At 72.9% G+C, this 24757-nt stretch carries 23 protein-coding genes and 1 riboswitch; of the genes, 10 read left to right on the top strand and 13 right to left on the bottom strand.

Annotation, left to right across the window (positions count from 1 at the left end):
* The first annotated feature begins 37 nt into the window (after positions 1-37).
* From ACPXBU_RS33745 to ACPXBU_RS33735, 3 genes are all read left to right on the top strand, one after another.
* The gene (locus ACPXBU_RS33745) at positions 38-1300 is read left to right on the top strand and encodes a DUF2786 domain-containing protein (RefSeq protein ID WP_393365921.1); all 1263 of its coding nucleotides are present in this window, start codon (positions 38-40) and stop codon (positions 1298-1300) included.
* Between the two features lie 147 nt (positions 1301-1447).
* Positions 1448-1804 (top strand): YciI family protein, encoded by a 357-nt coding sequence (locus ACPXBU_RS33740; RefSeq protein ID WP_393367066.1) that lies wholly within the window; start codon positions 1448-1450, stop codon positions 1802-1804.
* A complete protein-coding gene (locus ACPXBU_RS33735; protein ID WP_425761261.1) occupies positions 1801-3078 on the top strand; it encodes an RNA polymerase sigma factor in 1278 nt (425 codons plus the stop codon). Before ACPXBU_RS33740 ends, ACPXBU_RS33735 begins: the two co-directional genes overlap by 4 nt.
* A 24-nt stretch (positions 3079-3102) precedes the next feature.
* On the opposite strand, the gene ACPXBU_RS33730 is transcribed toward ACPXBU_RS33735, so the two are convergent.
* The 7 genes from ACPXBU_RS33730 to ACPXBU_RS33700 all read right to left on the bottom strand — a co-directional run bounded on the left by ACPXBU_RS33730 (position 3103) and on the right by ACPXBU_RS33700 (position 9160).
* Positions 3103-4551 carry an alpha/beta hydrolase gene (locus ACPXBU_RS33730; RefSeq protein ID WP_425761260.1) on the bottom strand — a complete coding sequence of 483 codons (1449 nt, stop codon included), beginning with the start codon at positions 4549-4551 and terminating at the stop codon, positions 3103-3105.
* A gap of 120 nt (positions 4552-4671) precedes the next feature.
* Entirely contained in the window at positions 4672-4941 is a 270-nt protein-coding gene (locus ACPXBU_RS33725; RefSeq protein ID WP_393365917.1) for a hypothetical protein, read from the bottom strand.
* A gap of 11 nt (positions 4942-4952) precedes the next feature.
* Positions 4953-5285, bottom strand: coding sequence for an ArsR/SmtB family transcription factor (locus ACPXBU_RS33720; protein ID WP_393365915.1), 333 nt, complete (start codon positions 5283-5285; stop codon positions 4953-4955).
* Positions 5286-5450: 165 nt separating this feature from the next.
* The gene (locus ACPXBU_RS33715; RefSeq protein ID WP_036410891.1) at positions 5451-5624 is read right to left on the bottom strand and encodes a CsbD family protein; all 174 of its coding nucleotides are present in this window, start codon (positions 5622-5624) and stop codon (positions 5451-5453) included.
* A gap of 74 nt (positions 5625-5698) precedes the next feature.
* On the bottom strand, positions 5699-7951 hold the full coding sequence (locus tag ACPXBU_RS33710) for a heavy metal translocating P-type ATPase (protein WP_425761259.1): 2253 nt from the start codon (positions 7949-7951) through the stop codon (positions 5699-5701).
* A 14-nt stretch (positions 7952-7965) separates the two neighbouring features.
* The gene (locus tag ACPXBU_RS33705) at positions 7966-8937 is read right to left on the bottom strand and encodes a hypothetical protein (RefSeq protein ID WP_425761258.1); all 972 of its coding nucleotides are present in this window, start codon (positions 8935-8937) and stop codon (positions 7966-7968) included.
* Between the two features lie 13 nt (positions 8938-8950).
* The gene (locus ACPXBU_RS33700; RefSeq protein WP_425761257.1) at positions 8951-9160 is read right to left on the bottom strand and encodes a heavy-metal-associated domain-containing protein; all 210 of its coding nucleotides are present in this window, start codon (positions 9158-9160) and stop codon (positions 8951-8953) included.
* A gap of 96 nt (positions 9161-9256) precedes the next feature.
* On the opposite strand from ACPXBU_RS33700, the gene ACPXBU_RS33695 reads away from it, so the two are divergent.
* The 3 genes from ACPXBU_RS33695 (at position 9257) to ACPXBU_RS33685 (ending at position 12449) form a co-directional block, all read left to right on the top strand.
* The gene (locus tag ACPXBU_RS33695) at positions 9257-9553 is read left to right on the top strand and encodes a metal-sensitive transcriptional regulator (RefSeq protein ID WP_355027247.1); all 297 of its coding nucleotides are present in this window, start codon (positions 9257-9259) and stop codon (positions 9551-9553) included.
* Positions 9554-9754: 201 nt separating this feature from the next.
* Positions 9755-11128, top strand: a complete 1374-nt coding sequence (locus tag ACPXBU_RS33690) for a YibE/F family protein (RefSeq protein ID WP_425761256.1) — start codon at positions 9755-9757, stop codon at positions 11126-11128.
* A 166-nt stretch (positions 11129-11294) separates the two neighbouring features.
* A riboswitch (cyclic di-AMP (ydaO/yuaA leader) is annotated at positions 11295-11425 on the top strand.
* Positions 11426-11429: 4 nt separating this feature from the next.
* Entirely contained in the window at positions 11430-12449 is a 1020-nt protein-coding gene (locus ACPXBU_RS33685; RefSeq protein WP_425761255.1) for a coiled-coil domain-containing protein, read from the top strand.
* A 64-nt stretch (positions 12450-12513) separates the two neighbouring features.
* Here the strand turns inward: ACPXBU_RS33685 and ACPXBU_RS33680 are convergent, their stop codons facing one another.
* Positions 12514-13236 carry a carbonic anhydrase gene (locus ACPXBU_RS33680; RefSeq protein WP_425761254.1) on the bottom strand — a complete coding sequence of 241 codons (723 nt, stop codon included), beginning with the start codon at positions 13234-13236 and terminating at the stop codon, positions 12514-12516.
* A 227-nt stretch (positions 13237-13463) separates the two neighbouring features.
* Between ACPXBU_RS33680 and ACPXBU_RS33675 the strand changes: the two genes are divergently transcribed.
* Both ACPXBU_RS33675 and mycP read left to right on the top strand, forming a co-directional pair.
* Positions 13464-13799, top strand: a complete 336-nt coding sequence (locus ACPXBU_RS33675) for a helix-turn-helix transcriptional regulator (protein WP_425761253.1) — start codon at positions 13464-13466, stop codon at positions 13797-13799.
* Between the two features lie 50 nt (positions 13800-13849).
* Positions 13850-15091 carry a type VII secretion-associated serine protease mycosin gene (gene mycP, locus ACPXBU_RS33670; protein WP_393365900.1) on the top strand — a complete coding sequence of 414 codons (1242 nt, stop codon included), beginning with the start codon at positions 13850-13852 and terminating at the stop codon, positions 15089-15091.
* A gap of 130 nt (positions 15092-15221) precedes the next feature.
* Here mycP and ACPXBU_RS33665 read toward each other — a convergent pair whose 3' ends face one another.
* The 4 genes from ACPXBU_RS33665 to eccCa all read right to left on the bottom strand — a co-directional run bounded on the left by ACPXBU_RS33665 (position 15222) and on the right by eccCa (position 20266).
* Entirely contained in the window at positions 15222-15500 is a 279-nt protein-coding gene (locus ACPXBU_RS33665; RefSeq protein WP_393365898.1) for a WXG100 family type VII secretion target, read from the bottom strand.
* Between the two features lie 25 nt (positions 15501-15525).
* Positions 15526-15834, bottom strand: a complete 309-nt coding sequence (locus ACPXBU_RS33660) for a WXG100 family type VII secretion target (protein ID WP_357758822.1) — start codon at positions 15832-15834, stop codon at positions 15526-15528.
* Between the two features lie 165 nt (positions 15835-15999).
* The gene (locus tag ACPXBU_RS33655; protein ID WP_425761252.1) at positions 16000-16275 is read right to left on the bottom strand and encodes a hypothetical protein; all 276 of its coding nucleotides are present in this window, start codon (positions 16273-16275) and stop codon (positions 16000-16002) included.
* Between the two features lie 25 nt (positions 16276-16300).
* The gene (gene eccCa / locus ACPXBU_RS33650) at positions 16301-20266 is read right to left on the bottom strand and encodes a type VII secretion protein EccCa (RefSeq protein ID WP_425761251.1); all 3966 of its coding nucleotides are present in this window, start codon (positions 20264-20266) and stop codon (positions 16301-16303) included.
* 97 nt (positions 20267-20363) lie between these two features.
* On the opposite strand from eccCa, the gene eccD reads away from it, so the two are divergent.
* Positions 20364-21830, top strand: coding sequence for a type VII secretion integral membrane protein EccD (eccD, locus tag ACPXBU_RS33645; protein ID WP_425761250.1), 1467 nt, complete (start codon positions 20364-20366; stop codon positions 21828-21830).
* A 22-nt stretch (positions 21831-21852) separates the two neighbouring features.
* On the opposite strand, the gene ACPXBU_RS33640 is transcribed toward eccD, so the two are convergent.
* Complete coding sequence (locus ACPXBU_RS33640; RefSeq protein WP_425761249.1) at positions 21853-23037, bottom strand: type VII secretion protein EccE; 1185 nt, start codon at positions 23035-23037, stop codon at positions 21853-21855.
* A 161-nt stretch (positions 23038-23198) separates the two neighbouring features.
* On the opposite strand from ACPXBU_RS33640, the gene eccB reads away from it, so the two are divergent.
* Positions 23199-24737 (top strand): type VII secretion protein EccB, encoded by a 1539-nt coding sequence (gene eccB / locus ACPXBU_RS33635; protein WP_425761248.1) that lies wholly within the window; start codon positions 23199-23201, stop codon positions 24735-24737.
* The last annotated feature ends 20 nt before the right edge of the window (positions 24738-24757 follow it).

The raw sequence follows: 24757 nt of genomic DNA, 5'->3' as shown, positions 1-24757 counted from the left end.
AGCCTCGCCGGCAGCGGAACCCGAGAAGGAGGTGCCCGTGCCGGACGCGGACGAACTCGTCGCCAACGCACTCGCGGCGGTGCGCGGCGCCGACGTACGGCAGGCCGAACGGCAGCTGGACCAACTGATCGTCGGCACCGGCGCGGCGGACGGCACCACGGCGGTGGACGCGGCGTTGCTGCGCCGCCTGGTCCGCGGCCTGACGCGGCTCTGGCCGCGCGGCTGGCAGCCCGTCGACCTGGACCGGATCACCGCGCGGCGACTCGACGCCCGCGCGGCGCGACTGGTCCGCGACGCGATGGCCGTCCAACGGCGCGAGCAGCCGGATCCGGTCCCGGCCTGGTTCGACGAGCAGCTCCGCGAGGTCACCACCGAGGGGCGGGCGAACGCCGAGAACGTGCTGGCCGGCTGGTCCGCCCGAGAGTCGCTGGATCGGGTCGACGCGCTCCGTACGGCCGTGGACGTCCTCGCGCTCGTGGAGAGCCTGCCGCCGATCGCGGTGCTGCGCCCGCCACCCGGGTCGAGCGGTGCGGCGACCGCCCGGTCGGCCGGTCCGGCGCGCAGCGGGTCGCCGATGCTGGATCGGGTCCGGGCGCTGCTGGCCAAGGCCGAGTCGACGACCTTCCCGGCCGAGGCGGAGGCGCTGACCGGTAAGGCGCAGGAGCTGATCGCCCGACACAGCATCGACGAGGCGCTGCTGGCCGCCGGGTCGGAGCGCGGCGACGTGCCCGGCGGGGTACGCCTGAGCACCGACACCCCGTACGCGGGCGCGAAGGCACTGCTGGTGCAGGAGGTGGCGGCGGCGAACAGGTGCGAGGCGGTCTGGTCCGACGATCTGGGCTTCGCCACAGTGCTGGGCTGGCCGGCCGACCTGGTGGCGGTGGAGTTGCTCTACACCTCGCTGCTGGTGCAGGCCACCGCGGCCATGCTGCGCGGGCGGGCCGAGCGTCGGCCCGGATCGGGGCGGCGGACGAAGGTGTGGGACGAGTCGTTCCTCAACGCGTTCGCGCTGCGGATCGGTGAGCGGTTGCGCGCGGCCACCGAGGCGGCCACCGACGCGGCGGACCAGGCAGCGGCCGAGACGGCCGGGGCGGAGCGCCTGTTGCCGGTGCTCGCCGCCCGGGGCGAGGCGGTCCGGGAGCGACTGGACACGCTCTTTCCCGGCGTGACCCGGCACCGACTCAGCGTGCGCGACGCCGAGGGCTGGTCGTCGGGCACCTCGGCCGCCGACCGGGCGTCGCTCGACGTCGGCGGCGGACGCAAGCCCCGCCAGGTGCCGGGCCGACCCGATCGGCGCTGAGCAGCCCGGCGTGGGGCCCCCACCGGCGACGATTTCTACGATTTTCTTCGGTACGCCGTAGGGAACGGGTTGTCGGCTCCGACCCTGTGGTGAGTCGCGCCCCGACCGGGGTGCGAACAAGGCCTGAGGAGCGTCGCCGTGAAGTACATGCTGCTGATCTGGAACCGGCCCGGCTTCACCGAGGAGCTTTCCGAGCAGGACCGGACCGCCCTGTTCGGCGAGGTCGACGAGATCATGAAGGAGTTGACCGAGACCGGTGAGTTGATCGGCGGCCAGGCGCTGGCCAATCCGTCGCAGACGGTGACGGTCCGGGCCGTCGACGGCCGGGCCGAGGTCATCGACGGGCCGTTCATGGAGAGCAAGGAGCAGTTCGCCGGCTACCTGGCGGTCGACTGCGACAGCCCGCAGCGGGCCGCCGAGATCGCCGCCCGCTGGCCGGACGTGCGCTTCGGCGGCGCCATGGAGGTTCGCCCGATCATGGACGAGGCCGGAGCGGAGATGTGACCGACGACCGGACGGTCGAGGATCTGCTGCGCACGGTCGCGCCGCAGGTCCTCGGCCTGCTGGTCCGCCGGCACGGCCAGTTCGACAGATGTGAGGACGCGGTCCAGGAGGCGCTGCTCGCCGCCGCGACACAGTGGCCCACGCAGGGCGTACCGGACAGTCCGCGCGCGTGGCTGCTCACCGTGGCCACTCGGCGGCTCACCGACGAGTGGCGCAGCGAGAACGCCCGCCGGGACCGCGAGTTGGCGGTGACGCTGCGCGAGCCGGCGTACGCCGGGGTGGCTCCGGCGGCCGACGCGGAGCCCGCGGTGGCGGACGCCGACGACACTCTCACCCTGCTGTTCCTCTGCTGCCACCCGGCGCTCACCGGGTCGGCGCAGGTGGCGCTCACCCTGCGCGCGGTCGGCGGTCTCAGCACCGCCCAGATCGCCCGGGCGCACCTGCTGCCGGAGGCGACGATGAGTCAACGGATCCGCCGGGCCAAGCAGCGGATCGAGGCCGCCGGCGCCCGGTTCACCATGCCCGGTCCGGCCGAACGGGACGAGCGGCTGCGCACGGTGCTCCGGGTGCTCTACCTGATCTTCAACGAGGGTTACACGGCGTCCAGTGGCCCGGACCTGCACCGGGCGGAGCTGACCGGCGAGGCGATCCGGCTGGCGCGCATCCTGCACGGGCTGCTGCCCGACGACGGCGAGGTGAGCGGGCTGCTGGCGTTGATGCTGCTCACCGACGCGCACCGGGCGGCCCGGCTCGGCCCGGACGGGGAGCTGGTGCCGCTCGCCGAGCAGGACCGCAGCCGGTGGGACGCGGCCGCCAGCGCGGAGGGGATCGCGCTGATCACCGACGCGTTGACCTGGTCGCCGCCCGGCCCGTACCAACTTCAGGCGGCGATCGCCGCGGTGCACGCCGAGGCGCCGACGGCGGCGGAGACGGACTGGCGGCAGATCGTCGCGCTCTACCGGCTGCTGGCCCGGGTCGCGCCGAACCCGCTTGTCACCCTCAACCAGGCGGTGGCGGTTGCCATGGTGGACGGGCCCCGGGCCGGGCTCGCCCTGCTCACGTCCCTGGACGCCGACGAGCGCACCGCCGGGCACCACCGGCTCACCGCTGTCCGGGCGCACCTGTTGGAGTTGGCCGGGGAGGCCGGCGCGGCGCGGGAGGCGTACCTGGCGGCGGCCCGGGGCACCACGAGCCGGCCCGAGCAGCGGTACCTGGAGCTGCGGGCCGCCCGGCTGGCGGGAGTGCGACAGCCGCCGGCCGCCGGGCAGGTCTGACCCCGGCGGCCGGCGGCGGCACGGTCACACGTCGGGGTCGACGGCTGGGCAGGTGGCGCCCCCGGCCGGCACTACCTGGTCGATCAGGTAGGCGTCGACGGCCCGCTCGACACACGGGCTGGTGGTGTAGCTGCCGTGCCCCCAGCCTTCGTAGGTGAGCAGCACGCCGTGCCGGCCCAACTGCCGCACCACGTTCGTGGCCCAGTTGTACCCGCTGGCCGGATCGTGCACGGTGGCGGCGACCAGCAGCGGCACGTCGGTACGCACCCGCAGCCGGTGCTGCGGGTTGGCGACCGGCGTCGGGGTGCCCAGGCAGGTCGCGAGGGCGAACACCGCCGTCGGATACCGCAGGTCGGGCGCGAGCCGGGCCACCCGGCGCAGGTGTCCGTCGTACTCCCGGTAGTCACGGACCGGCAGGCTCCAGTCCTGGCAGAAGACCGCGAACGGGTACGGCGCCACGGCGTCGCCCGTGGACGGGCCGGCGCTTCGCGCGGTGGCGGGAGCTTCCATCTCGCCCAACCACTCGGCGAGCCCCGGCCAGCGCCAGGTGTCGTAGAAATACCTGTGGGTGAGCCGGCTCAACTCGAACGGGGTCAGCACGACGCCTGGCCGTTCCGGGTCGGTGAGCGTGCCGGCCTCGGCCCGGGCGCGCAGCCTCTCCCAGAGTGCCCGAAAGTCCCGCCCGTGCAGGGCGCAGGCCGCGGACCTGTCGCACCAGGCGACGAACTCGTCGAACGCGTCCTCCGAGGTGACGGCCTGGGTGTCCAGGAACGCGCGGGTGCCGACGCTGTGGTCCACCGCGGCCTCCAGCACCATGGCCCGGACCCGGTGCGGGAACAGTTCGGCGTACTGCTCGCCGAGCAGGGTGCCGTACGAGCTGCCGTGGAAGGTGAGCTGCCGCTCGCCGAGCGCGGCGCGGATCGCGTCCAGGTCCCGGGCGGCGCTGATCGTGTCCACGTGGTCGTAGAGCGGCCCGGTGCGCGCCCGGCAGTCGGCCCGCAGCAGCGCGTTGCCGGCCAGCGTGGCGTCGAACTGGGCCTGGTCGGCGATCAGTTGCGGCTGCTGGGCGAGCAGGGCGCGCGAGCAGACCACCGGGTTGCTGCCGCCGGTGCCACGGGGGTCGAAGCTGACGATGTCGAACCGGCGGCGCAGGTCGGCGCTGAACCGGGAGCTGCCGTTGACCACCCGGTCGACGCCACTGTCGCCCGGCCCGCCGGGGCCGAAGACCAGCGCACCCTCGCGGGTGGCAGGTGTGGCGACCCGGCGGGCCAGCGCGAGGTCGAAGCGCTCCCCCCGGGGCCGGTCCCAGTCGACAGGCAGTGACAGGGTGCCGCACTCGGCGGAGTCGTCGGCGGCACAGGGATGCCAGTCGATCGTGGGGTGGGCGGCGGCCGGACTCGCCGGGGTCAGGCCGGCGGCCGCGAGGGCCAGGGCGACCGCCCAGCCGACTGCGGATTTGCGTACACGCAGCATGAAGTGCTGTCCTCTCCTCGAAGGAGCGTTGCCGGTGAAACTCGCCCAGTGGGCGAGGTGATGCTGCTTCCGCCCGGGTCGTCGAGTAGCCGCTCGACGGCCCGGGGTCTTCGGCCGTGGTCAGTCGACCTCGAGCAGGACGCGTTCGAGCTTCGTCATCCGGGTCTCCATGCCGCCCAGCCGGCCGTCCATGGCCGCGAGCAGTCGGGCGTTCTCCGCCTGCGCCTGTGCGGCGGTCTCGGCGAGCCGGCGGTAGTCGTCCGCGCGGGACGCCTCGAACCGGGCCCGCCGGGTCTTGGCGAGCTGCACGATGGTCACCGTGGCCACGCTGACCAGGAAGGCGAAGATGCCGATCGCGCCGACCACCTCGGTCCAGTCGTGTTCGCTCATCGGTTCGCTCCCTACTGGTCGACCGAGGTGGGCACGGTCAGCGTCTCGGCCGCCGCCGCGATGATCTCGGGGGTGAGGGTGAGCACGAACGGCTGCACCTCGTAGTAGTTCATGGCCTTACCGTCCTCCGACAACTCCAGGCTCGCGGTGACCAGACCGGCCGCCGCCAGCTTCCGTAGGTGTACCTGCAACAGCGCTCGGCTGATGCCCAGTTGCCGGGCCAGCCCGCTGACGTAGGCACGTTCGCGGGCCAGCGCGGCGACGATCCGCAGCCGGTGCGGGTTGGCCAACGAGGCCAGCACCCGCACCAGGTCGTCGCCGGTTGGCGACGGAGCACTGCTCACAACCGGCCCTCGCACATGCAAAAGGAAGTTAGCAGGTGTGCCGACGCGGCGATACAGGCCGAGGGCGGAATCAGGGGGTTCTCAGGGTCACGGCACGGGGCCGGACACACAGACACGCCGGGCCGGTGAATGATCACCGGCCCGGCGTGCGGGTTACGTCGTACGTCAGCTCTTGAAGGCGTCCTTGATCTTCTCGCCGGCCTGCTTGAGCTTGGCCGTGGACTGGTCAGCGCGACCCTCGGCCTCGAGCTGCTCGTTGTCGGTGGCCCGACCGGCGCCTTCCTTCAGCTTGCCGGTCGCGTCCTCGGTGGCGTTGTTGATCTTATCGTCGAATCCCATTGCCAACCTCCATTGCAAGCGTCGCTACACCACCACCAGTACCCCCGCCGTCGCCGGTCCAACCATTACCGCCGTCACAGTCTGCGATCGGCCGCGGCCGGACGGAACCGGCGCAACCGCAGACTGTTGGCCACCACGAAGACCGAGGAGAACGCCATCGTGGCGCCGGCGATCATCGGATTGAGCAGCCCGGCGGCGGCCAACGGCAGAGCCGCCACGTTGTAACCGAACGCCCAGAACAGGTTGCCCCGGATGATGCCGAGCGTGCGCCGGGACAACCGGATGGCGTCCACCGCGGCGTCCAGGTCGCCCCGGACGAGGGTGAGATCGGACGCCTCGATCGCCACGTCGGTGCCGGTGCCCATGGCCAACCCCAGGTCGGCCTGGGCCAGCGCCGGGGCGTCGTTGACCCCGTCACCGACCATCGCCACCGACCGCCCCTGCGCCTGGAGCCGCTTGACCACGTCGACCTTGCCGGCCGGCAGCACCTCGGCGATCACCTCGTCGATGCCCACCTCTGCGGCGATCGCGCGGGCCACCGTGGCGTTGTCCCCGGTGAGCAGGACCGGGGTGAGCCCCAGCGCCCGCAGCCGGGCCACCGCCGCCCGGCTGGTCGGCCGGACCACGTCGGCGACCGCGAGCACACCCCGGACCCGCCCGTCCCAGGCCGCGACGATCGCCGTACGGCCGGCGGCCTCCGCGTCGCGGACGGCCCACTCGACCTCCGGCGGTACGTCGATCCCCCGCTCCCGCAGCAGCCGCACCCGACCGACGAGCACGACCCTTCCGTCGACGGCGCCGGTCACGCCCAGCCCTTCGAGGTTGCCGAAGCCCGTCACCGGGGGCAGCGACCCCGCCTCGGCGGCGCCCGCCGCGACCGCGCGGGCGATCGGGTGCTCGGAGGCGGCCTCCACCGCCCCCGCGAGCCGGAGCAGCTCGCCCCGATCCGTGCCGCTCGTCGGCACCACGTCCACCAGGGTCATCCGGCCGGTCGTCACGGTGCCCGTCTTGTCCAGCACGACGGTGTCCACCCGGCGGGTCGACTCCAGCGCCTCCGGCCCCTTGATCAGCACACCGAGTTGCGCTCCCCGGCCGGTGCCGACGAGCAGCGCGGTAGGGGTGGCCAGGCCGAGCGCGCAGGGGCAGGCGATGATCAGCACGGCGACGGCGGCGGTGAACGCGGCGGTCGGGCCGGCGCCGGTGCCGAGCCACCAGCCGAGCGTGCCGACGGCGAGGGCGATGACGATCGGCACGAAGACACCGGAGATCCGGTCCGCGAGCCGCTGGACGGCGGCCTTGCCGCTCTGCGCCTGCTCGACCAGGTCGGCCATGCGGGCGAGTTGGGTGTCCGCGCCGACCCGCGTGGCGCTGACGATCAGCCGTCCGCCCGCGTTGATTGTCGCGCCGACCACGCCGTCGCCGGGGCCGACCTCGACCGGCACCGACTCGCCGGTGAGCATGCTGGCGTCGACGGCGGACGTGCCCTCGTCGACCACCCCGTCGGTGGCGATCTTCTCTCCGGGGCGCACCACGAACCGGTCACCGACGGCAAGCCGATCCACCGGAATCAGGGTCTCCACCCCGTCGCGCAGCACTGCCACCTCCTTGGCGCCGAGGTCGAGCAGGGCGCGCAGGGCCGCGCCGGCGGTCCGCTTGGATCGGGCCTCGAAGTAGCGGCCGGCCAGGATGAACACCGTCACCCCGGCGGCCGCCTCCAGGTAGATGTTGCCGGCCCCGTCGGTGCGGGTGATGTCGAAGCGGAACGGGTGCGTCATTCCGGGCATGCCGGCGTCACCGAGGAAGAGCGCCCAGAGCGACCAGCCGAACGCGGCCAGGGTGCCGAGCGAGACCAGCGTGTCCATCGTCGCCGCGCCGTGCCGCAGGTTGGTCCAGGCGGCCCGGTGGAACGGCAGCCCACCCCAGACCACCACCGGCGCGGCAAGGGTCAGCGACAGCCACTGCCAGTAGTCGAACTGCCAGGCCGGGACCATGGCCAGCAGGACCACGGGCACGCTGAGCACCACCGAGACCCAGAGCCGGGTACGCGGGCCGCGCAACGGGTCGGTCGGCTCCTCGACCGGCTGCGGGGTCGGCAGCGCCGCCGTGTACCCGGTCTTGCGCACGGTCTCGATCAGGTCGTCCGGCGTGACGCCGTCGGCGTACCGGACGGTTGCCTTCTCGGTGGCGTAGTTGACGGCGGCGCTCACGCCGTCCATCCGGTTGAGCTTCTTCTCGATCCGGGCGGCGCAGGCGGCGCAGGTCATCCCGCCGATCGCCAACTCGATCCGGTTGGGCGCCTCGGGCAGCGGTCTGCTGGTGGTGGTCATGGTGTGGGGTCCCGTCAGTTGTGCCCGTGCCCGGGGGTGCCGTGGTCGGCGCCGCCGCTGGGCGCGGGTCCGCTCGGTGCGGGTCCGCTCGGTGCGGGTCCGCTCGGGTTGTTCCCGGTCGGCGGGTTGCCGGCGACGACTGTGAACTCGGCGGTGTGCACCGTCCCGCCGTGCTGGAAGTCGAGGTAGAGCCGGTAGGCGCCGGTCGAGGGCACCTCGGCGAGGAAGCTGACGGCCGGGCCGGGCCGGGTCCGCCCGTCGCCCGGCGTCCCGTCCGGATGCACGTGCAGGTACGCGAGGTCGCCCCGGCGCAGTGCCACCAGGTGCCCGTACGCGCCCAGGTAGGGCTCCAGGTCGGTGACCGGCCGGCCGTCCCGGCTGACGGTGAAGGTGAGCGGGGCGGTGCGGCCGGGCTGCGGCGAGCCGGTCAGGGTGACCGTGTAGCCGTCGACGGTGGTGCTGGTCGCCGGGGCGGGCAGCGGTCGGTCGGTCAGCTCGCCGGGGACCGTCACGTCCACGCCGAGCGTCAGCGACTCACCCCCGGTCGGTGTGAAGTCGGCGAACGCCCGCCACTGCCCCGGGCCGGCCAGCGGCGTGCCGACCCGCCAGGTGCCGTCCGCGGCCAGGTCGGGGTGCACGTGCCGGAAACCGGAGAGGTCCCGGCGGACCACGATCAGGTGCATCCTCCTGTCGTGCGCCACGTCGTACCGGGTCACCGGCTGGCCGTCCGGACCGGTGATCCGGAAGGCGAACTCGTCGGCCGGGGCGTCGACCGGGTCGAGGGTGTAGCCGCGGTCGGAGACGAGCAGTCCACCGGGAATCCGGTCGGCCGGCTCGCCGTGCCCTCTCGTCGCCGGGTCGGCGTGGCCGTCGTGCCGGCCCTCGGCCACCGGGGCGCGGTCGACCACCCGACCGACCCCGTACGTCGCGCCGAAGATCGCCGCGAGGCCGACAGCGAACCCGGCCACTCTCGTCACGGTACGCATGTCGGCCCCCCGCTCACGCGTCGACGAGGTCGTAGCCGGCCTCGTCGACGGCGGCCCGGACGACCTGCACGTCGAGGGGCTGCTCGCTGTTCACGGTGACCTGCCCGGTCGCGAGATCGACCTGGACGTCACGTACGCCCGCGATGGCGCCGACCTCGGCGCTTACCGCGCTGACACAGTGCCCGCAGGTCATGCCCTGCACCTGGAACGTCGTGTTGACCATCGGATCGTCTCCCTCTGCGTACCGGTACCCGGTGGGGGTATCCCCCTCGGAAGTGCACCGTACCATACCCCCAGGGGGTAGGCTATCCTGGTCGGCATGAGCGCACCCACCCCGATCCGCGGGTACACCGCCAGCAAGGACCAGCTGCTCGCGCGGCTCCGCCGAGTCGAGGGGCAGGTCCGCGGCATCGAGAAGATGGTCGACGACGACCGCTACTGCATCGACGTGCTCACCCAGATCTCCGCGATCCAGGCCGCGCTCGACAAGGTGGCGCTGGGGCTGCTCGACGGGCACGCCCGGCACTGCATGCACGAGGGTGCGGCCGAGGGACGGGCCGACGAGATGGCCACCGAGATGATGGCGGCGGTCGGCCGGCTGATGAAGCGCGGCTGACGCAGCGCGGCAGATACAGCGCGGGTGCCGGCACCGCGGCGAGGGGCCGACTTCCGGGCAACCAGGGCCGGGCACTGACCGTCCGTGATCGCGTGGTCGTCGGTTCGCGATCCGCCGCGCCCCGCGCCGCCTTTCGGTGACGACACTGAACCGCGCGGCCCGCCGGCACGTATCCCGCACCGGATCGTTGGGAGTCTCGACTTGGGTTCCGACCACGCCCGCCCCGCTCCGTCCGCCCCACCCCGGGTGCGACGGATCCTCGTCATGACCGTGGTGCCCCTCTTCGTCGCCACAGTGGTCGCCGCGGCGCTGCTCTGGCCGCGCGGAGGAGCACCGCGGACCGACGGCGGAGCGGACGTGCCGCGCTACGCCGGCACGGTGACAAGGGTGGTGACCGAACCGTGCCCGCCGCTGCCGTCGAGCCCGGAGGGCACACCCAGGGTCGGCAACGGGCCGTGCGGCACCGTCGACGTCCGGGTGGACGACGGACCGGCCGCCGGCCAACAGGTGAGCACACCGGTGCCCGACGGCCCGGGCGCGCCACGGGTCGACGTCGGCGACGAGGTCGTCCTTGTCGAGTTGACCGACCCGACCGATCCCACGCTCAGTAACTGGAACATCGCCGAGCACCAGCGCGGCACCCCACTTGTGTGGTTGGCGGTGGTCTTCGCCGCCGCGATCGTCGCGTTCGGCCGGTGGCGGGGGCTGGCCGCGCTCGCCGGGTTGGCGGCCAGCTTCGCCATCCTGCTCACCTTCGTGCTGCCGGGCATCGGCGCCGGCCGGTCACCTCTCCTGGTGGCGGTGGTCGGCGCCGCCCTGATCATGTTCGTGGTGCTCTATCTGACCCACGGCGTCACCGCGCAGACCTCGGTCGCGGTGCTCGGCACCCTGGGCAGCCTGGTGCTGACCGGCGCGCTCGCCACCATCGCCACCGGGGCAACGCACCTCACCGGCTTCGGCAGCGAGGACGCGACGACTCTGTCGATGTTCCAGGGTGACGTGGACCTGCACGGCCTGCTGCTCGCCGGGATCATCATCGGGTCGCTCGGGGTGCTCGACGACGTGACGGTCACCCAGGCGGCCACCGTCACCGAGCTGGCGAACGCCAATCCCGGGCTGACCCGCAGGCAGCTCTACCGTGCGGCGACACGTGTCGGCCGGGCGCACATCGCCTCCACCGTCAACACGATCGTGCTGGCGTACGCGGGCGCGTCGCTGCCCCTGCTGCTCCTGCTCACCGCCGACGCGCGGCCGATCGGGCAGCTCCTCACCAGCGAGTTCCTCGCGCAGGAGATCGTCCGCAGCGCGGTCGCGACACTCGGGCTGATCGCCGCCGTGCCGCTGACCACCGGACTGGCCGCGATCGTGACCGCGGCCGGGCGCGCCGACACCACGCCGCCCGTCGATGCCACCCGGTCGCGCCCCCGGGCGGACGACCGGGCGGAGGCGCTGGCCGCCCTCAACGCGCCGCGATCGCGGCAACCCGACGAGCCGGACCAGACGCGGACCCGGCGCCCATCCACCGCCACCGACGGGTGGCCGGAGTCGAACAGGAGCACGGATACGGCATGGTGACACTCCTCAGCGTGACCAGATCGGGTCCCCCACCTGAGAACCGCGTCACTGGTTACCCACCGCTATGGCGAAATGACACTTTTGGTCGGCATCCAGGCGTAGCTCACCCAGTCGACTCTCGGGTAACCTCGCTGCCGGTTACCGATGAAGGCGCGAAGCGGCGCCTGCGGTGCCACCGCCCAATCGCCAACCGGCGAGCCGGGGACCCAGGTGTGTGGGGTGAATCCGCGTCAGCGGTAGGGGCCACTTCCGCCCCGAACCCGTCAGCTAACCCGGTCGGCGGTCGACGGAAGGGAACATTGTGACGGCACCCCTACGCCGCTGGATGACACCCGTGGTGGCCGTGATCGCCGCACTGACCGTGCTCGCCGGGCCCCTCCCGGCCCACGCCGCCCCGACGACCCCCACGCCGTCCGGGCACGAGGAGGACGGCGAGCCCCAGCTGCTCAACGACGTCATCGAGCAGGCCAACCGCGACTACTCCGCCGCCAAGTCCAGACTGGACAAGTCCAAGAAGCGGCAGCTCGAGTTGGCGCTTGAGGTGGACCGGGCCAAGGCCGACCTGGACGCGCTGGCGCCACAGGTCGGGGAGATCGCCGCCCAGTCGTACCGGACCGGTCGGATCGGCGCGCTGGCGATGCTGCTCGAAAGCGACGCTCCGGACACGTTCGTCCAACGTGCCGCGATGCTCGACGAGATCAACATGGTGAACGAGAACAAGCTCGCCGAGGTCAACGCGGTGAAGTCCCGCGCCGAGCAGGCCAAGCTGCTCCTCGACACCGAGGTCCGCGAGCAACAGAAGCAGACCGCCGTGATGGCCAAGCGGAAGACCGAGGCCGACAAGGCGCTCTCCCTGGTCGGCGGCAAGGGCTTCACCGGCGGCCTGGTGGACGCCACCTCGAAGGTCGCCAAGATCGGGCCGGGCCGCACCGCCGACGGTGACTGGAAGGCACAGTCCTGCAGCGAGAACGACCCGACCACGTCCGGCTGCATCACGCCACGCACGCTGCACGCGTACAAGGAGGTCAAGGCGGCCGGCTTCAACCGGTTCGTCGGCTGCTACCGCTCCGGCGGGCCGTGGGAGCACCCGAAGGGCCGCGCCTGCGACTGGTCGCTGCAGAAGAGCGGCTTCGCCCCGTGGCACAACAACGACACCCGGATGTACGGCAACAACGTCGCCGCCTTCCTCATCCGTAACGCCGACCGGCTCGGCATCTACTACGTGATCTGGAACCGGCAGATCTGGTTCCCGGCGAGCGGCTGGAAGTCGTACAGCGGGCCGTCGAACCACACCGACCACGTGCACATGTCGCTGCTCTGACCCACCGGATCCTTCGTCGAGGGCCGCTCCGCACCACGCGGGGCGGCCCTCGACGTGTCAGCCCCTAGGCGGCCGTGGCCGGGTCGGCCGACCCGGTCGGCACGTCGAGCGACGCGAAGCCGGCCGGGACGGCCGCCACCGGGCGTACGACTCCGGCGGCGAGGCGGTACGACACGCCCACCACCGCGCACCGCCCCTGCGCCACCTCGTCGGCCAGCACGGGCGACTGCCGGAGCAGCGTCTCGACGGTCTGCGCGATGTGGATGTCGACGATGCCGTCGATGTCGTGCACACCCTCGGCCTCGGCCCTGCGCAGACTGGGCAGCACGGCATCGACCACCGCGCCCAGGTGCCCGGGAGGTTGGGTGCCCGTCGCGGAGGACTCCCGCGCCGCCTGCACCGCCCCGCACGAGTCGTGGCCGAGCACCACCACGAGCGGGGTGCCGAGGACCGTCACCGCGTACTCCACGCTGCCGAGCACCTCCGGACCGGCGGTGTGCCCGGCCGTGCGGACCACGAACAGGTCACCGAGCCCCCGGTCAAAGATGATCTCGGCGGCCAGACGGGAGTCGGAGCAGCCGACGATCACCGCGAACGGGTGCTGTCCGTCGGCCACGGCGGCCCGGTGCCCGGCGTCCTGGTTGGGGTGGCGTGGGGCGCCGCTGACGAAGCGCCGGTTTCCGGCGGTCAGCTCGGCGTACGCCCGGGCCGGCTCACTGGGCGCGGACGCCCGGTCGGCGGTCCGCTGCGGACCCGGCTGCCCGCCGGGAGTTCCAGGACGACTCATCCCCGCACCTCGTCTTCACGCGTCTGACCTGGTCAGAGGGCTTTTCAGCCGGGCCGGCGGCGGCGCTGGCCCGGGCTCCACGGTCACACGCACCCCAAGACGCGTCAAGGTATGCGTGATTTAGATTTCATACGTTGACGTCGGGTCCGACCCCTGGGTGGCGCACCGAGCGCACGGCGGGCGAGACTCCCGAGGGCAGGACGGACGTCCGGAGAGGCGGTCACACGATGGCGAGCACTGCGACGGGTGACACCGGCGGCGGGCGGAACTGGACGTTCCTCACCAACCACGGGCACGTGCTGCTGGCCATCGCCCGCGACCCCACCGCCCGGCTCCGCGACGTCGCGGCCGAGGTCGGGGTGACCGAACGGGCCGCGCAGGCGATCGTCGCCGACCTGGAAGCCGGTGGTTACCTGCACCGCACCCGGGTCGGACGGCGCAACGAATACACCCTCAACCCGGCCGGCCGGTTCCGGCACCCCGCCGAGGCCGACCGCCAGGTCGGCGCCCTGCTCGCGCTGTTCGCCGAGACGCCCGCTCCGGAGGTCGGCACCGAGGCCTGACCCACCTCGCCGGGCCGCTGCCCCACGGGACGCAGCGGTAATCTCTGCGGGTGCGCGAATGCCCGCCGTTGAGCGCGACCCACCCGTTCCGCCGCAGCGGCCGTGCCGCTCGCGGTGTCCTCAGTGGAGCGCTCGTGGCTCTGCTCGGCACCGCCCTGGTGGCGCCCACACCGGCGCGAGCGGCACCACCGGCCTGCGGCCCGGCCAGCGAGGAGGCCCTGACGGCGATGCCGTGGGCGCTGCGCCGGCTGGAGCCGTCCGCCGCGTGGCCGCTGTCCCGGGGCGCCGGAGTGACGGTCGCGGTGATCGACTCCGGCGTCTCCGCCACCCATCCGCTGCTCGCGGGCCAGGTGCTCCCGGGTCGCGACTTCAACAACCTGCCCGCCCACCAGGGCCAGTGCGACCTGGTCGGGCACGGCACGATGATTGCCGGCATCATCGCCGGCCGAGAGGGCACCGGCGTCCCGTTCAGCGGCGTCGCTCCGGCCGCCCGCATCCTGCCGATCCGGGTCCTGCCGAACCTCAAGGACACCAGGGACCCCCAACTTCCCGTGCAGATCGCCGCGGCGATCGACTGGGCCGTCGAACAGGGCGCCGGCGTGATCAACCTGTCCCTCACGACCGTCCCCCTCCCCGAGCTGACGGCGGCCGTCGACCGTGCGCTGGCCAAGCAGGTGGTGCTCGTCGCCGCCGCCGGCAACCGGACGGAGGACCAGCAGGACCGGCCGGGCTACCCCGCCGCGTACCCCGGCGTGATCGCGGTCGGCGGCGTCGACGAGCAGGGCGGTCACGTGGGCAGCTCGATCAGCGGCGACTACGTCGACATCGCCGCACCGGGGCTGAACATCATCGGGCCGGCGCCACAGGGGTCCGGCTACCGCGGCGAGCCGACCGGCGGGACCAGCTATGCCGCCGCGTACGTCTCGGGAGTGGCCGCGCTGATCCGGGCCGCCTACCCGGGTCTCACCCCGCAGCAGGTCGCCGAACGGCTGGAACGCACCGCGGACAACCCACCGGAGGGCCACAACGGCGACATCGGCTACGGCGTGGTCAACCCGTACCGGGCGGTGTCGGGCCTGCTGGGCACCCGGGCGAACCCGCCGGCCGCCGCCCTCCCGGCGCCCGTCGCGCACGACGACCCACTGCGCTGGCAGCGCGTCGCCGCGATCTGGGCCGCGGCGGTCGGCGGGCTGCTCACCGTGCTGCTGCTGATCGCGCGACCGATCGTGGCCCGGGGCCGCCGACGCGGCTGGCGCCCGGGCCGACGCCCCGACGCGCCGGCCGCCGGCTGACCGTCGCTCCGCGCGCCCAGGGGCTTTGACGAAGGCCCTCAGTCGAGCCGAGGGCTTTGACTGACGCAGCCCTAGACACAACGCGGCTCCGGCCCGGATGAACCGGACCGGAGCCGCATCGGTGAATGCCTCAGCTCCACACCTTGGAGTTGCTCATCTCGGTGCTGAGGTAGTTTTCCCGGGCGATGCCGACGGCACCGCCGATCTCGTTCAGGATGCGGTTGATGTCCTGGACCGCCGCATCCCACTTCGCCTGGTGCTGCTCGTAGGCAACCCGGTCCTCGCCGTCCCAGTGGAGCTTGGTCAGCATCGCCCGCAGCGTGTCGAGCTTTTCCTCGAGCGTCTTCGAGATGGCCTGCATCTGCTGGTTGCTGCTCTCGAGGACCGCGTAGTCAACCTTGATCGTCACGATTTCCTCCTCTGCTGGCTGCGGATCACGGGTTGAGAGCAGAGTGGAACTTGTCCAGCATCTGCTGCTGATCCTGGTCGTTGACCTCGTGCGTCGTGCCCGACTTGTCGAGCAGGTCGGCGATGTTGTCCATCGCCGTCAGCAGCTTGCTCGTGTCCTCGCTCCAGCGCGTCATCAGCGACTGGAAGCCCGTGGACGCCTGGCCCTTCCACGCGATAGCCAGGTCGTCGACCACGTTCCAGAGCTTCTTCAGCTCGCCGTCAACCTCGCTGCGCGTGGACCGCACGTCACTCGCGGCGGTATGCAGAGTCGCAGCTTCGACCTCGAACGCCATGCTTCACACCCTTCCGTCATGTTGTGGTGGCGGCTTTGCCGCACCCCTCCCCCGCGGCAAGGCAGCAACACCCCACCGACGGACACTCCTGTGGAGACCGTAGCGGAATACGTCCAGCCCTCGCAGCCCTGGCCGATGCCATCCGATGGATCCCCGTGGATCGGGTCAGGCAGACCGCGAGTACGAGCGGACCCGCAGCACCACGCCGATCACGAGGAGGACCACCAGCAGCGCCACCGCCGGCCAGAGCGCCGGCACGTCAAGCGCGCGGTGCAGCACCACCGGGACCAGCGCGGCGATGCCCGTGACCAGCACCAACTCCGATGCTCGCCGTGCCCGCACCGATCCGCGGACCTGGCCCACGAACGCCAGGCCGAGGAAGACCGGGATGGTCAGCAGGAAGTAGACGAACAGGTAGAGCATCGCCTGCAGCATCGTCATCCCCTCTCCGGTCCCCACCGTCCCATCAGGACGGCTCGGCCCAGGCGGTCTGGATCAGCTGTTGGCCGTCGCGTCGGCGGACGAGGGTGCCCCGGCCCGGCGGTTGCGGGCTCGGTCGCAGGGTGCCGAAGACGGTGCCCTCCTCCCGGTTGCCCGACATCAGCAGGCCCGGCGAGTCCAGCTCGCGCAACCGCTGCAACACCGGCTCGTAGAGCGCCCTGGACACACCGCCCACGCGACGCGTGACGATCAGGTGCAGACCGATGTCGCGGGCCTGCGGCAACAACTCCTGTAGGGCGCTGAGCGGGTTGCTCCCACCGGAGGCCACCAGGTCGTAGTCGTCCACCAGGATGTAGAGGTCCGGGCCCTTCCACCAGCTGCGATCGCGCAGCTGCGCGGTGGTCACGTCCGGGCCGGGCAACCGGTTGGACAACGCGCTGCGGATCGACGCGAGACCCTGGGCGAACGCCTGGTTGGACGGGGCGTAGTCGAGCAGGTGGTCGCCCTCCACCACGCCCAGCAGGCCACGCCGGTAGTCGGCGATCACCAGCCGCGCCTGGGCGGGCGTGTAGCGCTCGGTGATGCCCCGGGCGATCAGCCGCAGCAGGTTGGTCTTGCCGCACTCGGCGTCGCCGAAGACCGTCAGGTGCGGCTCGTTGGCCAGATCCAGGTAAACCGGCGCGAGCGCCGACTCGTTGACACCGATCGGCAGACCCGGCGCCGACCGGTCGATGATCCGGGCCAGCTCGGCCACCGGCAACCGACGCGGCAGCAGCCGCACCTTCGGTGCCGGACGACCCGGCCAGTTCGCGGCCACGTGCCCGGCCAGGGCCAGCGACGCCTCGCTCAGGTCGTCGATGTCGCGACGACCGTCGAGCCGCGAGATGGCGGTGAGGAAATGGAGCTTGTCCCGGGTCAGGCCACGACCTGGCGACTTCTCCGGCACGTTCGTCGCGGCGCGGCGGTCGATCTCGGACTCGGACGCGTCGCCGAGCCGCAGCTCCAGCTTGGTGCCGAGCAGGTCGCGCATGTTGATCCGGATCTCCGCCCACCGCACGGCGGTGAGCACCACGTGCACGCCGAAGCCGAGACCCCGGTTGGCCAGCGTGGTGATCGTCTGCTCCAGCTCCTCGTACTCCTGGCGCACCGTGTTCCAACCATCCACCACCAGGAACACGTCGCCGAACGGGTCGTCGGCGAACTCACCGGCGGCCCGACGACGACGGTAACTGGCCACCGAGTCGATGCCGTGCTGGGCGAAGCGCGCCTCCCGCTCGTCGAGCACGGCGACCACCTCGGCCACCGTCCGGCGTACCGCCTCGACGTCCCGCCGACCAGCCACCCCGGCCATGTGCGGCAGACGCTCCAGGCTGCGCAGCGCGCCTCCGCCGAAGTCCAGGCAGAAGAACTGCGCTTCACGTGGCGTGTGGGTGAGCGCCAGTGAGGCGAGCAGCGTACGGAGCATCGTGCTCTTGCCACTCAGCGACCGGCCGACGATGACCACGTTGCCGCCGGCCCCCGCCAGCTCGACCATCATCGGGTCGCGGCGCTGCTCGTACGGGCGGTCCACCACCCCGACCGGCACGGTCAGGCGCCCACGCCCCGGCCAGGACGCGGTGCACAGCCCGTAGGTCGGGTCGACGGCCAGCGGGCCGAGCAACTCACCCAGGCTCGGCGGCTCGGCCAGCGGCGGAAGCCACACCTGGTGGGCCGGGCGGCCCCGACCCTTGAGCTGCCCGATCAGCACGTCGAGCATCGCCACGGCCTTGCCGTCGGCCGGCTGCTCGGGCTCCGGAGCGGTGTCCACCGGCAGCTGCGGGACCTGTGCCGCGATGAAGTCCAGGCCGTACGGCACGATCCGGCGCTGCACCAACGCCTGCGACGCGGCGGCCTGCTGCCCCGGCGCCCGATAGGCCCCGGACACGTAGGCGGCCCGGAACCGCAGCATGGTGCTGGTGTCGGTCTTCAGGTAGCCGTGGCCCGGCGCGTTCGGCAGCTCGTACGCGTCCGGCACGCCGAGCACGATCCGGCTCTCCACGGCCGAGAACGTCCGCAGACCGATCCGGTACGACAGGTGCGTGTCCAGACCACGCAGCTTGCCCTCTTCGAGCCGCTGACTGGCCAGCAGCAGGTGCACGCCCAGCGACCGACCCAACCGGCCAATCATCACGAACAGGTCGATGAAGTCGGGCTTGGCGGCGAGCAACTCGCTGAACTCGTCACAGATGATCAACAGGCTGGGCATCGGGGCCAGCGGCTCACCGGCCGCCCGAGCCTTCTCGTACTCGAAGCGGGAGACGTAGTTGCCCGCCGCCCGCAGCAACTCCTGCCGGCGCACCATCTCGCCGGCGAGCGCGTCGCGCATGCGGTCGACGAGCGGCAACTCGTCGGCCAGGTTGGTGATCACCGCGCTGGTGTGCGGCAACGCCTCCAGGGAGGCGAACGTCGCGCCGCCCTTGAAGTCCACCAGGACGAAGTTCAGCTCCTCCGACGAGTGGGTCACCGCCAGGGCGGCCACCACCGTACGGAGCAGCTCGCTCTTGCCGGAGCCGGTGGCACCGATCACCAGGCCGTGCGGGCCCATGCCCTCGTGCGCGGACTCCTTGAAGTCGAGTTCGACCACGTTGCCGTCCGGGCCGACGCCGAGCGGGATCCGCAACCGGTCGCGGTGACCGCGTGGACGCCAGGTGTGCTGCACGTCCACCGTCGCCGCGTCGCCCACGCCGAGCAGGTCCGGCAGCTCCGTGCTGCGCGCCAGCGGCTCATCGCTGCTGGCCTGCTGCTGGGAGAGGCGATAGGGGGCGATCTGCCGCGCCAGCCCCTCGGCCGCCTCGGCACTGAGCCGGTCGGGGCGACCCAGCGGCGACGACGAGGTGCCCCGGACCAGGTCGAGCGAGCTTCCGTCGGCCACGTCGAGGCAGAGCAGCCAGCGACCGGCGTCGCGGGGCACCGTCCCGGACAGGTCGATCACCGTGGTGCCGAGCAGCCCCGGGCCGACCAGTTGGCAGGTCGGCGAGATCTCGCCACCGTCGATCACCACGACCAGGTGCGGGGCGGTGGTCAGCGGCTTGGCCTCGGGCGCGAACCGAGGCCGCCCGGCCAGCTCGGCGGTGAGCGACGCCTCGGCCTCGGCCAGACTGGCGAAGACCAGCCGGCGGGCGCCCGCGGCGTCCGTACGCCCGCTGTGGTGGGCGTGCGGCAGCCACTTCACCCAGTCCCAGGACGGCTGCCGGTCCGGGGCGGCGACCACGGCGACCACCAGGTCGTCCGGGGCGTGGAAGGTGGCCAGCTGCCCGAGCGCCGCCCGGGTCAGGTCGAGCACCGGCGCCCGGTCGCCGCGCAGCGCCACCCGGCTGAACGCGCGCACCGACAACGCGGTCGGCAACTCGGGGACTGTGGAGTGGGCGCGGACGAACCGGCGGAGCGCGATGGCGCTCATCGGCTCCAGGTCCTCCACCGGCTTCGTCTCCGGCGGGACGATCTCCACGGCCAGTCGCTGCGGGCCGAGCGCGATCCGGGTCTCGCCGAAGTCGTCCTCGGTGGTCCGTCGCTCCCACAGCCGCCGGGACGCCGCGATCGACCAGAGCGCGTCGGGCTCCGGGTGCCGCCAGGTCATCGCCGCCCGCTGCTGCTCGGCGGCCCGCCTGGTGCGCTTGCGCATCTGGGCCAGGTAACGCATGTAGTCGCGCCGGTCGGCGTTCAGCTCGGCCTTGTCCTTGCCACCGTTGTTGGCAAGCGAACCGATCGCCATGCCGAGCATCGAGACACCGAAGAGGCCACCGGCGACGTACGTCATCATGCCGCCGCCCTTGCCGGCGTAGAGGAACGCCATCGCACCGACCCCGCAGAACATCGGCAGGATCATGAGCAGTTGCCCCATCCCGCGGGGTGTCGGCTCGGGCAGCTCGGGAGGAGACTCCAGCAGCACCTCACCACGCGGTAGAGCCGGTCCCGGCTGACGCGGGAGCCGGCGGAACACCACCGTGCTCACGGCTGTCTCCTCCCCAGAAGCGGCCTGATGACGTGCCGCCGCGGACCGGAGCCCGCGGGTGGGCATCGTACGTGCCCGCCATCGTAGGTAATCTGCCGTGGGCGCGGTGGACCCGGAGCGCGCCATCGCGGCCAGCCGAGCACCCGACGCACACCTGGAGGCCACTGTGGCGACGAAGACGGCGACCGGTGGTCTGAGCCGGATCACCATCGTGGCCCCGCGTACCCGGATGGATCTGGCGCTGCCGTCGGACGTCCCGTTGGCCGACCTGCTCCCCACCCTGCTGCGCTACGCCGGCGAGGACATGGCCGACGAGGGCGCGCGACACGGCGGCTGGGCACTGTCCAGGTTGGGCGGAGCGCCGCTGGACGGTGGCCGTACCACCGCGCAGCTCAGCGTCCGCGACGGTGAGGTGCTCTACTTCAACCCCCGGTCCGCGGCCGCGCCCGAGATCGTCTTCGACGACGTGGTCGATGCCGTCGCCACCGCTACCAACCAACGCCCCGGCGCCTGGCAGACCGGCGCGACCCGGTCCTTCGCTGTGGTGTTCGCAGCGTCGGCGCTCGGCGCCGGCGCGCTCGCCGCCCTCTTCGCCGGCCCGCCACACCTGCCCGGCGCGATGGCCGCCCTGCTGGTGGCGGTGGCGCTGCTGGTCGGCGCGGCGGTGCTGTCCCGGGCCGCCGCCGACAGCCGCACCGGCGCGGTGCTGGCCATGGTCGCCCTCGGGCATGCCGCCGTCGGTGGTCTGCTGCTGCTCGCCGGCGACCGGCCGCTCACCGAGTTGGCCAGCCCGCACGTGCTGCTCGCGGCGACCGCCGCGGTGGTCGCGGGCGCGGTCGCCGTGCTGGCGGTCGGTGACCGTTATCCGCTCTTCTTCGCGGCGATCGGAGTGGGTGCCGCCACCGGGCTGGGAGCGTTGCTCTGCCTGGTCCTCGGCCTCGACGCGCCGGCCGCCGCGGCGGCGGTGGCGGCCGTCGCCTTCGGTGTGGTGCCGGCACTCCCGATGGCGGCCTACCGGCTGGCGCGACTGCCGGTGCCCTCGATCCCGACCGGTCCGGAGGACCTGAAGACCGACAGCGAGTCGGTCGACGGCCGGCAGGTGCTCCAGCGCAGCGAACGCGCCGACCAGTTCATGACGGGTCTGCTGTGGACGGTCTCGGTGCTGGTGTTGGGCGCACAGATCGTGCTCGCCCTGGACGGGCGCGGGGCGGCGGTGCTGCTGTGCCTGGTGCTGGCCCTGCTGTCGTTGCTGCGGGCCCGACCGCTGCTGGGCCGCGCCCAGCGCACCCCCGTGCTGCTGGCCGGCACCGTGGGGTTGGGCCTGGCGGCCGCCGCCACGTTCGCGGGCGGGTCGCTGCCGGTTCAGCTCGGCCTGATCCTGGGCGGGCTGGTGCTGGCCGCCGTGGTCAGCCTGATCTACGGGCTGACCGTCGCCGGTAAGCGCATCTCGCCGGTCTGGGGCCGGCTGCTCGACATCGCCGAGATCATGCTGATCATCTCGCTGGTCCCGCTCGCGTTCTGGGTCTGCGGGCTCTACGGCTGGATCGTCAACCTCCGGCCGTGACCGGCGGCGCCGGCCACACCTGTCAACGCGGATGCCGGGTGGAGACACCCAGCGCCGACGCGACGGGCGCGGTGGCGTAGACGGCAGGTCCGTGCTGGCCGTCCATGGGTCGGGCGGACGTACCCGTCCGCTGTGCGATGTCGCGGACCACCTTGACCAGCGCCTCGACGTGGTTGTCCATCGCGGCGACCCGCAGCAGCGGTGACGCCACCCGACCGTCCACCGAGACCGTCACGGCCACCGTGTGCGACGGCGCGGAGGTCGCGGTGATCGCGTCCACGAGCGGGCCGAGCGGCACGTCCGAACGGCCGCGCAGCGCCAGGCAACGATGGGTCCAGCCACCGCCGCGCAGCTCGCGCCAGGTCTCCGCCGGCGCCTCCGGTCCCAGGTCGAGGCCGGCGGCCGAGACGACGGCCGCGCGCAGCTCGTCCCGGTTGAGCGGCCGATGGGCCAGCCCCGCCGAGGTCAGCGCCTTGCCCAACCGACCGACCCCGGCGGCCACCGTCCGGTGCACACCCGCGAGCCCACCGCCCCGGCTCACCGCCTCTGCCCGGGCATCGCCGACGGTCAGCCGCAGCGCCACCCAGACGGTCCGGTGCGCCGCCGGCGGCGCACCGGGCGTCGGGTACCACACCAGGGTGTGCGCGACCACCTGGGTACGCGAGACCGGGGCGCTGAAGTCCGCGAGCACCTGCACCACCCGGTCCACCGTGGACGCGGCCACCGAGCCGGCCGTCGCGCCGCTGGCGGGCTGCAACGCGACGGCCGCGAACCAGCCCTCGTCGTCACGCCCGATGCCGAGTCGGGTGCCGCGGTCGGTCAACTCGATCACGCTCAACTCGGGGGCGAGCGCCGCCAACCGCGGGTCGCCCGCGGTGCCGCCACCCACCACCGCGGACGCGCGCTCACCGCGCCGCCGCAGCCGCCCGCGCAACAGCAGGTACTCGAACCACCAGAGGCCTCCGTGCCGGGCGAAGGTGGCGCCGACGAGCAGCGCCCCGCCGCCGGCCGCCACGGCGAGCAGCCAGCTGGGCCCGGCCGACGCGGCCCAGACGCCGAGCACGCACAGCTCCAGCACGACGATCTGCCCGACAAGCACCGGGCCGAGCCGGCCACGACCGGGGCGGTCCGTCGGCGGCGTCGGCCGCGCCGTCACCTCGGTCGGGTCCGTGGCCGCTCGGGCGGGTCGCGCCTGAACCTGCGTCATCGCTGACTGTCCCTCCTGCACGGTACGGCTCTGCACCGGGTCGGTCCGGTGCCGACCACGAGCGGTGGTCCCAAGGAACCTCCGTCGGCCCCTTATCGTAGGGAAGCCCGCGACGGCACCCCGACCTGATCGTCGCGGATCCACCCCGCCGGAGGTAAGTCATGCGGACCCGCCGCGATCAGGTGCAGGCGTACCGCTTCGTCACCCGCCGGATCGTCTCCGCGCTGCTGTCGGGCGACCCGGAGACCACAAACCTGCCGATGCGACGGCTCGGCATGGCCGTCTTCGGCAGTGTCGTCGCCGCGGCCGTCGTGCTCGGTGGGGTCGGTGCCTACGGCCAGTTGACCGGCAACACGGTGCCACTGAAGGACCAGACGCTCGTCATCGAACGCGAGACCGGCGCGACGTACGTGTTCATGAACGGGCAGCTGCATCCGACGCTCAACTACACCTCGGCCCGCCTGGTGCTCAACCAGCCGGACGCGGAGGCCCGGACGATGTCCCAGGCGGCACTGCGGGACCAGCCCCGCGGGCTCACCCTCGGCATCGTCGGCGCGCCGGACGCCCTGCCGGGCCGCAAGTCGCTGACCGGCCTGCCCTGGTCGGTCTGCGACGTGCCCGACCCGGTCGACCCCGCGCGTTCCAGCACCCGGTTGGTGATCGACCGGGCGTTGCCCGGCGGCGTGCCGCTGGGCGACCGCGCGGTGCTCGTCGTGATGGACGATCAGCGGTATCTGCTCACCAACAACTCCCGCCTCCAGGTGCTCGACGGGGATCCGACGATCACGGCGCTGAAGATGTCCCGCGCCACTCCGCTGCGGGTGGGTCAGCAACTGCTCAACGCCGTGCCGGCCGGGCCGCCGCTGCGCAAACCGGCGCTGCCCGGCGAGGGCGAGAGCAGCGTGCGGACGGTGGCCGGCCGGCCCGCCATCGTCGGTCAGGTGTTCAGCGCCGCCGGGCAGCACTACGTACTGACCCGAGAGGGTCTCGCCCCGATCAGTGAGATCACCGCGCTGCTGATGGTGCGCGGCGGCGGCCAGATCACCGACATCACCCCGGATCAGGCTGGCGAGCTCTACGTCGAGCAGCGGGTGGACGAGGAGGGGCTGCCGACCGCGCTGCCGGCCGTCTACCAGGCCAGGCCCGGTCAGACCACGCTCTGCGCGACGTACCGGGCGGGCAGCGCGGGCGGCCAGCCGACCACCACCCTGGAGGTCTTCGACCGGGCGCCGGCCGAGTTGACCGCGGGCGGCCCGGTGCCGGCGCCCCAGACCAGGCGGGACGCCGTCCGCACCGCCGAGACGGTGCTGCTGCCCGGCGGCAAGGGCGTCATCGCGCAGGCCTCGCCCGGCGCCGGGACCAGTGGATCCGGCGCCGCCGGGTCGACGATCTACCTGATCACCCCGCAGGGCATCCGCTATCCACTCGGCTCGGCGGCGACACTCGACGTACTCGGGTACGGAGGGGTCACCCCGCTGGCGGTGCCCGGCTCGCTGCTCGCGCTGATCCCGACCGGGCCCACCCTCACCCAGGAGAACGCGATGGCGGTCTTCGCACCCGACGCCCCGGCTCCGGCCGCACCGCCAGCGGCCGCACCGCCGGCAGTGGTACCGCCGGCAGTCGTACCGCCGCCGTCCGGCCCGCCGGTCGGTGGAGCGGGCGGCGGGACGCCGGCGGGATCGACCGGGGGCAACGGCTGAGCAGCCGTGACGGGTCGCAC

Source organism: Micromonospora sp. DT231 (genome assembly GCF_049847025.1).
Lineage (GTDB): Bacteria > Actinomycetota > Actinomycetes > Mycobacteriales > Micromonosporaceae > Micromonospora.
This window is presented reverse-complemented; position numbering and strand designations above follow the sequence as displayed.